Below are 14,815 nucleotides of genomic sequence, written 5' to 3'. Positions count from 1 at the left end.
TTCCTTAGCGGATGTTAAGCAGCGCGTCGAAAATCGAGCTGGCGGTTTGCAGCACCTGCGCGTTCGCCATGTAGTACTGCTGATATTTGGTCAGGTTGGCGTACTCTTCGTCGAGGTTGACGCCGGAGACCGACTGCTGGCGATCGGTCAGCTGATCCACCACGTTTTTCTGAGTAGTGCTGGCGGTTTCCAGCGTGCTGGTTTTGTTGCCAACGGTGCTGACGATGCTGGCGTAAGCCTGGGACAGTGTGGCGTTGCCGTTCACGACTTTCGCGTCCTGCAGAGCCAGCAGCTTCTGGGCGTTGCGGTTGTCGCTTTCGCCGCCGGTCGCGCCTGCTGCGGCAATCTGCGATTCACTGGTAATGGCGACAGACATATCGCCAATCACGTTCTGCACCGGCTTCACCAGGAAGCTGTCCTGCGCGCTCGGCGTGCCGTTCACGGTCAGCTGCAGACCGTCGAAGCTCAGCGTGGCGTTGCCGGACGCGTCCGTGCCCGCCGTCGCAGTGATCTTCACGTTGTCGGAGGCGCGCGTAACGTTCCAGCTGCTGCCGTCATAGCTCACGGTGTAGTTGGAGGCTTTTAGCGCGCTGGTATCGGTCCAGGCTGCCGTCACGGTTGTGGACGAGCTGTTTTTGCTGTTGCTCTGTACGGTCGGGCTGCCGATGGTGAAAAAGTCAGTGCCCTGATCGCCGTTGCTGTCATAGCCCTGCTTATGCACCGCGTTAAAGCTGGTGGTAAAAGCGGCCGCCAGCTGGCCGAGCTGGTTTTGCGCGGTGTCGAGGTCCTGCGAACGGAAAGTCAACAGGCCGCCTAACGAGCCGGTGGTAATGCTCTTATCGGCGATCTCGACGTTGCCTGCGCTGTTATCGACATAGCCGACGGCGGTACGCGTCGGATCGCTGCTGGAAGGCATCGCCACCAGGCTGGTGGCTTTGTTGCCGTTGACCAGCGTCAGGCTACCCATGGAGACGATATAGTTGCCGTCCTGCTTAGAGACGCTCACCCCGACGATGTTATTCAGGTTGTTCACCAGCTGATCGCGCTGATCCATCAGATCGTTCGGCTGCGCGCCGCTTGCGGTGCTGAGCTTGCCGATCTGCTTGTTAAGGTCGGCGATCTGGCTGGTGTAGGTATTGATCTGATCAACGTTTGAGGCGACATCGGTGTTGACGCTGCCCTGCATATTGGTCAGATACTGCGCGGTAGTCTGGAACTGGTTTACCAGACCCTGGGCATTGCTCAGCATCGACTGGCGCGCAGAGGGGTCGTTCGCGTTGCTCACCACGTTCTGCAGGTTAGTAAAGAAGCCCTGAATCGACGTAGAGAGGCTGGTGGTCGAGGTCGAGAGCAGATCGTCGATGTTGGAGATCTGCGAATACTGGGTATTAGCTGCGCTGTAGGTGGCGCTGGAACCGCGCAGCTGCGCCGTAATGAACTCGTCATACTCGCGCTGCACGCCGCTGACGTTGACGCCGTTGCCGTAATAGCTGTTGCCCTGCAGCGTGCTGTTCGCCTGCGCCAACTGAATCGTCTGGCGCGAGTAGCCCGCGACCGTGTAGTTAGTGATGTTATTGCTGGTTGTGCTCAGCGCCGCCTGTGCGGCGCTCAGCCCACTCATCGCAGAGTTTATTATGCTGGACATCTCGGTTCCTTTCTTTCCCGTTAAGCGGGCTGGCAGTCATCAGTGCTCGCCCGTGCGCAAAAAACGCGTCTGGCATCTGCTGGTATTATCGGCGCGCTTAAGTGAAACTTGAGGCTTAAGCTTCAGAAGAGATCGGTTAAATCTTTGCTGTACGCCTTCACGACTTTGTCGCCCATATTTTTGAATTGCTGGATCATTCCCACCAGTTTCTGGGCATATTTCGGATCGGTAGCGTAACCGGCGGCCTGCAGCGCCTGCGCGCCCTGTTCGGCGCTCTGCGCGGTGGTGACGGCGGCGTAGCGCGGGTTGTTCGAAAGCAGTTTCACGTAGTCGGTCAGCGCCTCGAAATAGGAGTGATAGACGCGGAAGCTGGCGCGCACCTTCTTCGCCTCGCCCTGATCATACTCGGTGGTCATGATATCGGTGGTCTCGCCCTTCCAGTCGCCGCTCGCCTTGATGCCGAACACGTTATAGCTCGGCTTGCCGTCGCGGGTCAGGATCTGGCGCTGGCCCCAGCCCGACTCCAGCGCTGCCTGCGCCAGGATCAGGTGGTGCGGAATACCGCTTTGGGCGCTGGCGGCCTGCGCGGGCTGCGCCAGCTGGGCGATAAACTCGCTGCTGTCAGCCGGCAGGTTTGCGGGGGAAACCGGCAGGCGTGGCACTGCCTTGCGCACCATTTGTTCCAGCTGGCTTGAGGCCGCCGCGCTGTAGATAAAGCTCTCGTCGAGCGGCATTGGCACCGTGCCGGCGCGCTCGTCGGGCTCCTGCGCCGGCTGCATCTGCTTGACGATAAGATCGGCCATACCCAGTCCGCGTTTGCCGATCTCCTGCGCAATCTGCTGATCGTACATTGAGGTAAACATTTTGGTCGATTCGTTGCTGAAGATACCGTCCTGCGGCAGCGCTTCGCGCATGCTCTTCATCATCATCTGCACAAACATTCCCTCGACCTGCTTCGCGACCTGTAGCGCCTTGCCTTTCGGGTCGGTGCTGGCTTCGCGCTTCAGGTCGTTCAGCGAGCGGCTGTCAAAAGCCGCGTTCATCAGCGATTGCGTATCCATCGTCAGATAATTTCCAGTTTGGCGCGCAGACAGCCCGCGCTCTGCATCGATTGCAGAATGGACATCAGTTCGATTGGCGAGGCGCCTAACGCATTGAGCGCGCGCACCACGTTGTTCAGGTTGGCGCTGGCGCTGACGTGCTGCAGCGCGCCGCCGCTCTGACGCATATCGATCTGCGTTTGCGGTGTTACCACCGTCTGACCGCCGCCAAATGGCGTATTCGGCTGGCTGACGTTTTGCGACTGGTTGACCGTGACCGACAGGTTGCCCTGCGCCACCGCACAGGTGTTCAGCGTCACTTCACGATTCATCACCACCGAGCCGGTACGCGAGTTGATGATCACCTTGGCGTCTTCAACCGGGATAGAGACGTCGATGTTCTGGATCTCCGCCAGCATGCGAACCTGAGAGCTGTTGTTGGGCGATACGCGCACCTGTACGGTACGGGCATCGAGCGCCGTCGCCATACCGTAGCCGCCGCGTGCGTTGATGGCATCGGCGATACGCTGCGCCATCGAGAAATCTTCATTGTTCAGCTGCAGGTTAAGGGTGTTCTGGCTGCCGAAGTTGCTTTGCAGTTCGCGCTCGACGGTTGCGCCGCCGGTGATGCGGCCGCCGTTAAGCTGGTTAACCTGCACGCTGCTGCCGCCCGCTGACGCGCCTGCGCCGCCGACCAGAATATTGCCCTGGGCCAGCGCGTAAACCTGGTTATCGACGCCTTTCATCGGCGTCATCACCAGCGTGCCGCCGCGCAGACTTTTGGCGTTACCCAGCGACGAGACCACCACGTCGATGGTTTGTCCCTGACGGGCGAAGGCGGGCAATTGTGCCGTCACCATAACCGCCGCGACGTTTTTCAGCTGCATGTTGGTGCCCTGCGGCACGGTAATCCCGAGCTGGGAGAGCATGTTGCTGACGGTCTGCGTGGTGAACGGCGTCTGGGTGGTCTGGTCGCCGGTGCCATCGAGGCCCACGACCAGGCCGTAGCCGATCAGCTGGTTATCGCGCACGCCCTGTACGCTGGTCAGATCGCGAATGCGATCCGCGTGGGCGCTCAGGCTGAGGCCGAATGCCAGACTCAGGCCCAGCAGTAAACTTTTCATACTTTTCATCATGACCTCATTACATCGGCGAGATGTTCAGGAAGAAACGCTGGAACCAGCCCATCGTCTGCGCTTCGTTGATATAACCATTGCCGACATATTCGATACGGGCATCGGCCACCGCCGTCGACAATACCGAGTTGCTGGCGCTGATGGTGCGAGGGTTCACCACGCCGGAGAAGCGAATAAATTCGGTGCCCTGGTTGATCTCGATCTGTTTCTCGCCGACGACGTGCAGGTTGCCGTTTGACAGTACCTGATTCACGGTGACGGTAATGGTGCCGGTAAAGGTGTTGTTGGCGGTTGCGCCGCCTTTACCTGCGAAATCGTTTTTGCCGTTGGCGCCCAGGTTGGCTTTGGCGCCGTCGGCGCCAACCAGGCCATTCAGGCCGGTCGGAATGGCATCGAGGCCGAAGCTGGCGCTGCCGTCGCGGGTCGCGTTGGCTGAGGAGCTCTTGCTGGCGCTGACGTTCTCCTGCAGCGTAATGGTGAGCGTATCGCCGATATTGCGCGGACGACGATCCTCAAACAGCGGCTGATAGCCGTAGTTGAGCGGCGCGACGCCCTGGAAAATAGAGCCGTTGACCACCGGCGGCGCGGAAGGCAGAGGCTGTGCCGTCGTTGCGCCTGCCACCAGCGGCGTGCGCGGCACTAACGCACAACCGTTAAGGGTCAGCAGCACGACCGCCACCAACCAATGTCCAGGCTTAATATTCAGTTGCTTCGCCACGGAGTCACGACCTTATAGATGTGTTGACTTCAGGCCAGCCTGCGCTGGCCCTGATAACCGGAATTAAATCTGTGTTAATTTCTGCAGCATTTGATCGGAGGTGCTGATCGCCTTGCTGTTGATTTCGTAAGCGCGCTGCGTCTGGATCATGGTAACCAACTCTTCCGCCACGTTGACGTTAGAGGTTTCCACATAACCCTGATAGAGCAGACCCGCGCCGTTCTGACCCGGCGTGCTCTGGGTTGGCGCGCCTGACGCCTGGGTTTCCTGGTAAAGGTTTTCACCCATGCTGTCGAGACCGGCGTCGTTAATAAAGGTGCTGAGCGTCAGCTGCCCTACCTGAGCCGGGTTGGTCTGGCCCTGCTGCGTCACGCTCACTACGCCGTCGCGCGAAATAGTGATGCTGGTGGCGTTAGCCGGGATGGTAATGCCTGGCTGTACCGGATAGCCGGCGTTGTTCACCAGCTGACCGTTTTGATCCACCTGGAACGAACCGTCGCGGGTATAGGCGGAGGTGCCGTCCGGCAGCTGTACTTCAAAGTAGCCCTGGCCATTGATCGCCACGTCTTTGGAGTTGCTGGTCTGCGACAGGTTGCCCTGGGTATGCAGACGTTCGGTAGTGACCGGACGGACGCCGGTACCGATCTGCAGGCCCGACGGCAGCGTGGTCTGCTCGGAAGACTGGGTGCCCGGCTGGCGCAGAGTCTGGTACATCAGATCTTCAAAAACCGCGCGCGAACGTTTAAAACCGTTCGTGCTGACGTTTGCCAGGTTGTTGGAGATGACGTCCATATTGGTTTGCTGGGCGTCAAGACCGGTTTTGGCGATCCATAAAGAACGAATCATCTTTTTTCCTCTGCCTTAGCTGCTCATGTTAAGCAGCTGGTTGGCTTTTTGTTCGTTTTCGTCGACGTTGGTGATGACTTTCATCTGCATCTCAAAACGTCGGGCGTTGGCGATCATATCGACCATGGTTTCGACCGGCTTGACATTGCTGCCCTCCAGCACGCCCGGCATCACCTGCACCGTGGCGTCACTGGCCAGCGCCGCGCCGCGCGTCGCCTGCGTCGCCTGGGTGGGACGGAACATGCCGTCGTCACCGCGCTGCAGCTCTTTGCCAGTGGCCTTCACCAGTTTCAGACGGCCGATCTGCACCGTCGCGTTAGGCGCATCGCCCGCATTACGCGAGGTGATGGTGCCATCCGCGGCGATAGTCAGTTCAGCGCCCTGCGGTATCGCGATTGGGCCGCCATCGCCCATAACGGGATTGCCCTGCACGGTCAGAATGCCGGTCGAGCTGATTTGCATATTGCCGTTGCGGGTATAGGCTTCGCTGCCGTCGGCGGTGCGTACCGCCAGCCAGCCATCCTGCCCCATCGCCACATCCAGCGTGCGTCCGGTATTGTCCATCGCGCCCTGGCTCATATCGGCGCCGGGCGTCGAGGCAGCCACCAGGGTGCGCGTCGGCAGCGACCAGCCGCTGACCGGCACCGCGCGTAGCGCGTTGAGCTGCGCGCGAAAGCCTGGCGTTGAGGCATTGGCGAGGTTGCTGGCCGTTACGGCCTGCTGATCCAGCGTCTGGCTGGCCGCGCCCATCGCGGTATATATCGCGTGATCCATAAAGCAATCCCGTTAGTGAATTAACGCAAGTTAACCAGGGTGTTAAGAATCTGGTCCTGAGTTTTGATGGTCTGGGCGTTCGCCTGATAGTTGCGCTGCGCCACGATCATGTTTACCAGTTCTTTACTCATATCGACGTTCGACGCTTCCAGCGCGCCGGAGGTCAGCGAACCGAAGGTGCCGGTGCCTGCCACACCGACCGCTGCCTGGCCGGAGGAGCTGGTAGCGGACCAGACGTTGTCGCCCTGCGACTGCAGCCCTTCCGGGTTAGAGAAACTGGCCAGTACGATCTGTCCCAGCAGCTGCGTTTTCTGGTTCGAGTAGCTACCGGTAATGGTGCCGTCGTCGTTAATGGCGTAGCTGGTGAGGTCGCCCGGCGCGTAGCCATCCTGAGTCGGGTTGCCGAAGGTGGTGGTGCCGGTGTTCTGCTGCAGGCTGCCCAGCATGCTCAGCGCAATGGTCTGGTTTGCCGCCGCGCCGTTTGCGCCGTTAATGGTCAGGTTTACGGTTGAACCCGTACCGCCGTTAAGGCCGGTCATTTTACCGCTGCTGTCGAACGCCGCGGTGAAATCGCCCGCGCTGGTGCCGGTAGTGGAGTCGATCGCGTGCACCGTCCAGTTGTTGTCGGCAGTTTTGACGTAGTACATGTCGAGGGTGTGATCGTTACCCTGCGAGTCATAGACCGTCATGGTGCTTTTCGCGTTATAGCTGTCGACATTGCTGGCGCTGAAAGGCGTCACCGTCGGAACGGTGCTGGTAGAGTTCAGGTTCGCCACCTGAGTCGCGGTAGTGGTCGCGCGCGCCGTCATCTGGGTGGTTGGAATGCTCAGCGCGACCGGGTTGGCGCCGGTCTGCACCGTCGGCGGCGTGCCGCTTACCGGATAGCCGGTCACAAACTGGCCCTGGGTGTTCACCAGGTTACGGTTCGCATCCAGCGTAAACTGGCCGTTGCGCGAGTAGTAGACCGCGCCGCTGGCGTCAGCCACGCGGAAGAAGCCGTTGCCGCTCAGCGCGACGTCCAGGCCACGGCTGGTAGTGGTGGTAGAACCGTCGTTGAAGTTCTGGATCACCGCCGCCACTTTGGTGCCGAGGCCGACGTTTGAACCGGCGAACATATCGGCGAAGGCGATGGTGCTGGACTTAAAGCCCGCCGTCGCGGAGTTGGCGATGTTGTTGCCGATAACGTCCAGGTTGCTGGAGGCAGCGCCCAGGCCGCTCACCGCTTGGGAAAATGACATGTTTATTTCTCCTGCTTACAGGTTAATCAGAGAATCTGACGTACTTCATCAAGGGTTGCGGAGCCCATGGTGCCGAGATCCAGTTTGGTAGTGCTGTCTGCCGTCGATACGCCGTTGACATAGGCGTAGCTGAGCGGCTGGGCCACCAGTTGCGTGCTGCCATTGCTGGCGGCGATTGAAACCGTATATTTGCCGTCCGGCGCGGTAGAGCTGTCCGCCAGGGTGCCGTCCCACGAGAAGGTATGCACGCCGGATGAGAGCGCGCCCAGATCGATGGTGCGCACCACGTTGCCGCTGGAATCTTTAATGCTGGCGGTCGTGGCGGTAGAGGCGGTAGTCAGCTCAACGCCAAACGGCGTTGTGGTGCCCTTGCCGACCAGCACCTGCGAGCCGTCAACCATCACGCCGTGGCCGATCAGCGTCGAGCTCTGCAGTGACTGACTGGTACTGATCTGACCAGAGATCGAGCCGAGCGTGGTATTGAGTTTTTCAATGCCGCTCAGGGTGTTGATCTGCGCCAGCTGCGTGGTGAGCTGGCTGTTGTCCATCGGATTGGTGGGATCCTGATTCTGCAACTGCGTCACCAGCATGGTCAGAAACTGGTTCTGCAGATCCTGTGCGCTGTTGCTGGTGCCGGTGCTGGACGAGCTGAGGACCGTGGGGTCCAGTTTCTCATTGACGCCTACTGCAATGCCCATGTTTTATCTTCCTCAGGAACCCATCGTCAGGGTTTTCATCATCATTGACTTCACGGTGTTCAGAACCTCGACGTTGGCCTGATAGCTGCGCGACGCCGACATGGTGTTGACGGATTCCGCCACCACGTCCACGTTCGGCATCTTCACGTAGCCCTTGTCGTCTGCCAGCGGGTTGCCTGGGTCATACACCAGCTTCGCCGGAGAGGGATCGTCCAGCACCTGCGCCACTTTTACGCCGCCGGTCGCCGCGCCAGGCGCCGCATCGGTCTGAAACACCACCTGCTTCGCCACGTAAGGCTTGCCGTCCGGGCCGGTGACGCTGTCGGCGTTCGCCAGGTTACTGGCGCTAACGTTGAGACGCTGGGATTGCGCGGTCATCGCTGACCCGGCAATGTCAAAAATATTCAGCAGTGCCATGTTTATTGCCCCTGTAACACGCTCATCATGCTCTTGATCTGGCTGCTGATGAGGGTGAGATCGGTCTGATACTTCAGACTGTTGTCCGCGAACTGGGTACGTTCGCGATCCATATCGACGGTATTGCCGTCGGCCGCAGGCTGATCGGGAATGCGATAAAGCAGATTTGCCGATGCCGCCGAGTTGACCTGCGCTTCGATATGGCGCGGCGAGGTCACCTTCAGCGCCATGCTGCTGCCTTCGGCGCGGCCGTTTTTCATTACCCGACTGAGCTCGCTGGCAAAGTCGATATCCCGTGCCTGATAGCCAGGGGTATCGGCGTTGGCAATGTTTGACGCCAGGATCTCCTGGCGTTGAGCACGCAGGTTGAGCGCTTCAGTGCCGAATTGCAGCGCAGCATCAAGTTTGTCGAGCATGCTTCCTCCGCGAATGAGAATTTCGAGCGGATAGCTTAATTGGGAAAAAGCAAGGGCTATCGTCTGAATAACGCCAAAAACCACAGCTATTTTTCGCCTTGATTTTGTCGCGACGCGAGTACACTCGTCGCCATCAGCAGCAAGGAGTCTTTTGATGCGTAACATTACCCACCTGTTGGCCGGCCTGCTGGCGCTCATCGCCCTGCCCGCCAGCGCCGCCGATCTGCCCGCTCAGCTGACGCACTTTTTCCAGGCTCGCGACGTGCAGCATGCGGCAGGCATGACGGTTGAAATTAAGACGCCGCAGGCGCAATGGCCGACCTGCGACGCGCCCCAGTTTACGTTGCCCGGCAACACTCGCCTGTGGGGACCGATGAGCGTGGCCGCTACCTGCGGCGATACGCGGCGTTTTCTGCAGGTGCAGGTGCAGGTCACCGGCCAATATCTGGTGGCGACGCGTCTGCTGGCGCGCGGCGCTACGGTGAGCGCCGACGATTTCCGCCTGCAGAGCGGCCGTCTCGACACCCTGCCGGCGCGCGCGCTGCTGGAGGTCAGTTCAGTGGCAGACGCCGTCGTGCTGCGCGATATTCAGCCGGGCCAGCCGGTGACGCTGTCGATGATGCGTCAGCCATGGCGCGTGAAGGCGGGTCAGAGCGTGATGGTTATCGCCAGCGGAGAGGGCTTTAACGCCAGCGGCGAAGGCAAAGCGTTAAACAATGCCATACTGGCGCAGTCGGTGCGCGTGCGCATGGATAATGGCCAGGTGGTGAGCGGAAAAGTCGATGCGGATGGGAATATTCTGATATCGCTATAAGGCACTAAAGAACGCTACTGTTCTGCCGATAGAGAAATCAACTAAGCGATTACGCTATTCTGATTCAGGTGGCAGTTTCCCCCTGACCGTACAGGAGCCCGAATATGAGCATCGACAGAACGCAACCTCTGAAGCCCGTCGCCACCGTGCAGACCCGTGAAAACAACGAGTCCGCAGCCGGTAAAACGCGCCAGGCATCGAGCACGACCGCAACGACAACCGCGCCCGCCGCCGCTCAGGTTAGCCTGAGCAACGCGCAGTCGCAGCTGACCCAGTCGGGCAGCAATGATATTAACGTGGCGCGCGTCGAACAGCTGAAAACCGCCATTCGCAATGGCGAACTGAAAATGGATACCGGCAAGATCGCCGATGCGCTGATTGCCGACACTAAGGCGTATTTAGAGGGTAAATAATCCCCATGAACAACCTGTTGACCACACTGGATAAGATGCAGGAGGTGCTCTCCTCCCTTTCGAACGTTATCGAAGAGGAGCAGCTTCAACTCTCCGCGGGCAGGATTAACAGTAATCTGCTGCAGCGCATTACCGAAGATAAAGGCGCGCTGCTGGCGACGCTGAGCTATCTCGACGAGATGCGTCGCAGCACCGAGCGTCAGCTCGGCACCCAGGCGCCTTATGCTGGTCACAGTGATATGACGCGCCGCTGGCAGAGCATTGGCCAGATGACGCGTCGCTTAAATAACGCCAATACCCATAGCGGTCTGCTGCTTAATCAGCAGATCCGTTTTACCGAAGAGGCGCTGGCTGTTCTCAAGCCGCATCAGACGCAGGCGTTTTACGGCCCGGACGGGCTGGGTAAAGGTCAGACGACGCTGAGCAGGAAAGTATAAAAGAGTGGATTGCGGTGAACGTGCGGGCGTAACAGTACCCGACCGTCAAGCCGCTCATCACAGTTATGCTTGCGCGTCCCGCGACCGGAAGGTGGCGGGACGCTTTGTGCTGCGTCTCTGTCACTTGCACGTTAGCTTTTTGAGCCACCTGTAAAAAAATCCCGCCTTCTGAGCGGGATTTTTGCTGTTTTACGTATGCGCCCGACGCGCATAGTCGCGCGGTCGAAAGCCAAGCAGACCCAGCGTCAGGAAGTAAGCACCGCCGCCCACCGCGCAGACTGCCGCCAGACGCAGCAAACGCCAGACCATCGCGCCCTCTTCCCACGCTGGCATCAGCGAAAGAATGCCCACCAGCGCCGCCGCCATTACCACCACCGCAATCAGCAGGCGCAGCAGAAAGCTCGCCCAGCCCGGCTGCGGCTGAAAAATTTGCTGTTTACGCAGCTGCCAGTAGAGCAACCCGGCGTTGAGACAGGCCGCCAGGCCGATTGAGAGCGACAGTCCGGCATGCTTCAGCGGGCCGATAAAGGCCAGGTTCATCAGCTGGGTCATCACCAGCGTAATCATGGCGATCTTGACCGGCGTCTTGATGTCCTGACGCGAATAGAACCCCGGCGCCAGCACTTTCACCACGATCAGGCCCATCAGCCCTACCGAATAGGCAATCAGCGCGCGCTGCGTCATCAGGGCGTCAAAGGCGGAGAACTTGCCGTACTGGAACAGCGCGACGGTCAGCGGGCCGGAGAGAATACCCAGCGCCACCGCGCTCGGCAGCGCCAGCAGGAAGCAGAGGCGCAGCCCCCAGTCCATCAGGCGCGAATACTCGTCGTGATTGCCGCTGGAAAAACTCTTCGCCAGCGACGGCAGCAGAATGGTGCCGAGCGCCACGCCCAGCACGCCCGAGGGGAACTCCATCAGACGATCGGCGTAATACATCCAGGAGACGGAGCCGGAGACGAGGAAAGAGGCGAAAATGGTATTGATGATAAGCGAGATCTGGCTGACGGAGACGCCAAGGATCGCCGGCCCCATCTGACGCATTACGCGCCAGACACCCGCATCCTTCAGGTTAATGCGCGGCAGCACCAGCATGCCGATTTTTTTCAAATGCGGCAGCTGATAGAAGAGCTGCAGCACGCCGCCAGCCACTACCGCCCACGCCAGCGCCATGACCGGAGGATGGAAGTGCGGCGCGGCGAAAAGCGCAAAGCCGATCATGCTGATATTCAGCAGCGTAGGCGCAAAGGCGGGAACGGAGAAGCGGTTCCAGGTATTGAGGATGGCACCCGCCAGCGAAGCGAGCGAAATCAGCAAAATATAGGGAAAGGTCACGCGCAGCAGCGCGCTGGTGAGCGCGAACTTATCGGCGGTATCGGCAAAGCCGGGCGCAGTAACCAGAATCACCCAGGGCGCGGCGACCATCCCCGCGACCGTCACCAGCGCCAGCGCCAGCGTCAACAGGCCGGATACGTAGGCGATGAAGAGCCGCGTCGCCTCTTCGCCCTGCTTGCTTTTATACTCGGCGAGGATCGGCACGAAAGCCTGGGAAAAAGCGCCTTCGGCAAAAATACGCCGCAGCAGGTTAGGCAATTTAAAGGCGACGAAGAAGGCGTCCGTGGCCATCCCGGCGCCGAACACCCGCGCCACAATGGCGTCACGGGCAAAACCCAATACGCGGGAAAACAGGGTCATGGAACTGACCGCTGCCAGCGATTTCAACAGATTCATAATTGGCGCGCGTCCTGAAAAGAGTCGGCAAAATGAGCTACTTAGCGCGGGCGCCCAGCGGCGCCCGGCGATAGTCTACTGCCATGGCGGGAAATGACCAGCACGGAGTGTTACAAGGCGTTATTCCTTTTCCGCCTCGCGCCACATTTTTTCTACGACGCGCTGCGCCAGCAGCGCCTGTTCGCCGCTTGTTTCAGGCATCGTCTGATTCTGCACGCACTGAATAAAATGGTGCGCCGCGCCGCTAAAGCCGCGCTGGGCCAGATGACTTTGCCAGGCGGGCGGCGGGTCGATGCGCACGCCGTCGCCGCGCTCTTCCTGCCAGTCGCGCATCTCCAGCACGTCAATAGATCGTCCATCGCCCACCAGGCTCGCACGCTCGCGCTGGCTGCCTGCGCGGCGATGCATGCTGGTAGTGAGTTGCACGCCCCCGGCGTTGAAATGGTGCTCGGCATAGAGCATCTCGCCGCGCTCGTTGATGCTGATATGGCCATGAAGCTGTCTGGCGCGACCGCCCGCCAGCCACAGCGCGGTATCCACCACGTGCAGGTAGTCATCGAGCAGCGTAAAGCGCAGATCCTGCGGCCCCACGCTGTCGCTGCGGTGCTTCTCCAGACGCAGGCTGGCAGCCTGCGGCATCGCCACCCGTAGCTGCTGATAGCGCGGCGCAAAGCGGCGATTGAAGCCCACCATCAGTTTGCGGCCGCGCTTTTCCGCCAGCGCCACCAGCGCCTCGGCCTGACTGTAATTGTCAGCCAGCGGCTTATCCACCAGCACATCTTTTCCCGCCAGCAGCAGCGCGTTGACGATCTCATAGTGGGTAGCGGTGCTGCTGTGGACAAAGACCGCATCGCAGGCGTCCGCCAGCGCATTCAGCGAGGAGAAGCAGGCCATGCGGTAGTTGTCGCACAGCGTCCGCGCCTTCTGCTGGTCAGGCGAGAACGCGCCAGCCAGCGTCCAGCTCTCCGCCTGCGCCAGTACCGGCAGCCAGGCTTTCTGCGCAATCGCGCCCAGCCCGACGACGCCAATTCGCACTCTCATCTCACCCTCCTTTATGCAGCAGCGCCTGCACCAGCGCCTGTAAGGCAGAAAGCGACTGCTCCAGCACCGCGACGCGCGCGCTGAGATCGCTGTTATCTTCCAGCGGCGTTTCCGCTTCGGCGGGAGCTTTCTCATCGCCAAACAGATGCAGATAGCGGCTCTCGCGTTTGCCCGGCTCGCGCGGCAGCCGCGCCACCATTTCTCGTTCGGCTAACCCGGCCAGCGTGCTTTCAACCTCCGCGACCTCGGCGAATTCGTGCAGCCTGCCGCTGCGCGTGCGCAGCTCGCCCGGCGTTTGCGCGCCGCGCAGGAACAGCAGCGTCAGGATCGCTATCTCGGCGCTGCTAAGCTGCAGGTTGCCGAAGGTGGAGTTGCAGAAGCGCTGCTCATATTTCGCCACGCGCTGACCGAAGCCGCTGTTAGCGGTCACCAGATGTTTTTTCGCCAGCCGGTCCAGTTCATCCTGCACCTCGCTTTCCGTGAGATTCATCACCGGCTCGCGGTTCGATTTCTGATTGCAGGCGGTCACTACCGCATTCAGCGACAGCGGATACTGTTCCGGCGTAGTGACCTGTTTCTCCAGCAGGCAGCCAAGAATCCGCAACGCCAGCGGTGAAAGTGCCATTTTCATTCTTATCTCCTTATTAGCCACGCCGATCCGGCGTCCAGTCCTGACGCGTCAGCGCGGTCAACACATGATCCTGCCAGCGACCGTCGATGAGCAGATAATCTTTCGCATACCCTTCTTTCTCAAAGCCCAGGCGCGCCAGCAGCGCGCCGCTGCGCTGATTATGCGGCATATAGTTCGCCATGATGCGATGAATATTCTGCTGACGTTGCATATAGCGAATGGCGACCTGTAGCGCCTCAAACATCAGTCCCTGCCCCTGCCACTTCTCCCCCAGCGAATAGCCGAGGTAGCAGGCGTGGAACGAGCCGCGCAGCACGTTGCTGAAGTTCGCGACGCCGCGCACTTCGCTTTCCTCAGGATCCATCAGAATGAAATAGTAAGCGGAACCGCTTTTATGCATGTCGGCGATCAGGCCCAGCCGCGCCTGCCAGCCTGAAGGATAACAGTGGCTCTCGTCGCGCACCGGCTCCCAGGGTTTTAAAAAGGCGCGGTTTTCGGCGTAGTAATCCGCCAGCCGCCAGGCGTCGCGCTCATGAACCAGACGAACCACCAGCCGGTCGGTGGTTAATCGCACCCTGGGCGCGGCAGAACGATAGCCAAACATCATGACTCCTGAAATCTGAGGCTTAAAGAAAGCGGTGCCAACACATTGCTTTCACTATAACCGTCACCCCTGCTGCGGTAAAATATTCGTTAACAGCCGACGCCAAACGCCTTGATTTTATATTGTAAATCCCGGCCCGCCTGCGGCGTCGGTTTGCCCTTGCCGCTAATCTCTTCCATACTCTCGGCACGTCCTCAATCAGGGTGGCGTCCGTTGCCC

General features: G+C 60.0%; 17 protein-coding genes. 3 read left to right on the top strand and 14 right to left on the bottom strand.

From position 1 onward, the window contains the following. Positions 1-4 precede the first annotated feature (4 nt). From flgK to flgB, 10 genes are all read right to left on the bottom strand, one after another. Positions 5-1,645: a flagellar hook-associated protein FlgK gene (gene flgK, locus D7S44_RS03335; protein ID WP_120452027.1), complete on the bottom strand. Its 1,641-nt coding sequence runs from the start codon at positions 1,643-1,645 to the stop codon at positions 5-7. A gap of 122 nt (positions 1,646-1,767) precedes the next feature. Continuing rightward, complete coding sequence (gene flgJ / locus D7S44_RS03330) at positions 1,768-2,706, bottom strand: flagellar assembly peptidoglycan hydrolase FlgJ (protein ID WP_120452025.1); 939 nt, start codon at positions 2,704-2,706, stop codon at positions 1,768-1,770. 2 nt (positions 2,707-2,708) lie between these two features. Continuing rightward, positions 2,709-3,809: a flagellar basal body P-ring protein FlgI gene (locus D7S44_RS03325; RefSeq protein WP_269949175.1), complete on the bottom strand. Its 1,101-nt coding sequence runs from the start codon at positions 3,807-3,809 to the stop codon at positions 2,709-2,711. A gap of 19 nt (positions 3,810-3,828) precedes the next feature. Continuing rightward, complete coding sequence (locus tag D7S44_RS03320) at positions 3,829-4,539, bottom strand: flagellar basal body L-ring protein FlgH (RefSeq protein ID WP_120452021.1); 711 nt, start codon at positions 4,537-4,539, stop codon at positions 3,829-3,831. A 63-nt stretch (positions 4,540-4,602) separates the two neighbouring features. Beyond that, positions 4,603-5,385 carry a flagellar basal-body rod protein FlgG gene (gene flgG / locus D7S44_RS03315; RefSeq protein ID WP_120452019.1) on the bottom strand — a complete coding sequence of 261 codons (783 nt, stop codon included), beginning with the start codon at positions 5,383-5,385 and terminating at the stop codon, positions 4,603-4,605. 15 nt (positions 5,386-5,400) lie between these two features. Continuing rightward, the gene (locus tag D7S44_RS03310) at positions 5,401-6,159 is read right to left on the bottom strand and encodes a flagellar basal body rod protein FlgF (RefSeq protein WP_120452017.1); all 759 of its coding nucleotides are present in this window, start codon (positions 6,157-6,159) and stop codon (positions 5,401-5,403) included. A 20-nt stretch (positions 6,160-6,179) separates the two neighbouring features. Then, a complete protein-coding gene (flgE, locus tag D7S44_RS03305) occupies positions 6,180-7,397 on the bottom strand; it encodes a flagellar hook protein FlgE (RefSeq protein WP_120452015.1) in 1,218 nt (405 codons plus the stop codon). Between the two features lie 26 nt (positions 7,398-7,423). Next, positions 7,424-8,095 carry a flagellar hook assembly protein FlgD gene (gene flgD / locus D7S44_RS03300; RefSeq protein WP_120452013.1) on the bottom strand — a complete coding sequence of 224 codons (672 nt, stop codon included), beginning with the start codon at positions 8,093-8,095 and terminating at the stop codon, positions 7,424-7,426. Positions 8,096-8,107: 12 nt separating this feature from the next. Then, on the bottom strand, positions 8,108-8,512 hold the full coding sequence (gene flgC, locus D7S44_RS03295; RefSeq protein ID WP_033789486.1) for a flagellar basal body rod protein FlgC: 405 nt from the start codon (positions 8,510-8,512) through the stop codon (positions 8,108-8,110). 2 nt (positions 8,513-8,514) lie between these two features. Continuing rightward, positions 8,515-8,928 (bottom strand): flagellar basal body rod protein FlgB, encoded by a 414-nt coding sequence (gene flgB / locus D7S44_RS03290; RefSeq protein WP_120452011.1) that lies wholly within the window; start codon positions 8,926-8,928, stop codon positions 8,515-8,517. A 154-nt stretch (positions 8,929-9,082) separates the two neighbouring features. Between flgB and flgA the strand changes: the two genes are divergently transcribed. The 3 genes from flgA (at position 9,083) to D7S44_RS03275 (ending at position 10,592) form a co-directional block, all read left to right on the top strand. Further along, a complete protein-coding gene (gene flgA / locus D7S44_RS03285) occupies positions 9,083-9,742 on the top strand; it encodes a flagellar basal body P-ring formation chaperone FlgA (protein WP_120452009.1) in 660 nt (219 codons plus the stop codon). Between the two features lie 104 nt (positions 9,743-9,846). Next, on the top strand, positions 9,847-10,155 hold the full coding sequence (gene flgM, locus D7S44_RS03280) for a flagellar biosynthesis anti-sigma factor FlgM (protein WP_120452007.1): 309 nt from the start codon (positions 9,847-9,849) through the stop codon (positions 10,153-10,155). Between the two features lie 5 nt (positions 10,156-10,160). Further along, a complete protein-coding gene (locus D7S44_RS03275) occupies positions 10,161-10,592 on the top strand; it encodes a flagella synthesis protein FlgN (RefSeq protein ID WP_120452005.1) in 432 nt (143 codons plus the stop codon). 189 nt (positions 10,593-10,781) lie between these two features. Here the strand turns inward: D7S44_RS03275 and murJ are convergent, their stop codons facing one another. The 4 genes from murJ to rimJ form a co-directional block, all read right to left on the bottom strand. After that, a complete protein-coding gene (murJ, locus tag D7S44_RS03270) occupies positions 10,782-12,320 on the bottom strand; it encodes a murein biosynthesis integral membrane protein MurJ (protein ID WP_120452003.1) in 1,539 nt (512 codons plus the stop codon). Between the two features lie 120 nt (positions 12,321-12,440). Further along, a complete protein-coding gene (locus D7S44_RS03265) occupies positions 12,441-13,361 on the bottom strand; it encodes a Gfo/Idh/MocA family protein (RefSeq protein WP_120452001.1) in 921 nt (306 codons plus the stop codon). 1 nt (position 13,362) lies between these two features. Continuing rightward, complete coding sequence (locus D7S44_RS03260) at positions 13,363-13,992, bottom strand: YceH family protein (protein ID WP_120451999.1); 630 nt, start codon at positions 13,990-13,992, stop codon at positions 13,363-13,365. A gap of 13 nt (positions 13,993-14,005) precedes the next feature. Continuing rightward, positions 14,006-14,596 (bottom strand): ribosomal protein S5-alanine N-acetyltransferase, encoded by a 591-nt coding sequence (rimJ, locus tag D7S44_RS03255; protein ID WP_120451997.1) that lies wholly within the window; start codon positions 14,594-14,596, stop codon positions 14,006-14,008. Positions 14,597-14,815: the final 219 nt, after the last annotated feature.

The sequence above is a fragment of the Pantoea piersonii genome, assembly GCF_003612015.1.
GTDB classification, from domain to species: domain Bacteria; phylum Pseudomonadota; class Gammaproteobacteria; order Enterobacterales; family Enterobacteriaceae; genus Pantoea; species Pantoea piersonii.
Note: the sequence above shows the minus strand (reverse complement) of the source record. Positions and strands in the feature narration are given on the sequence as shown.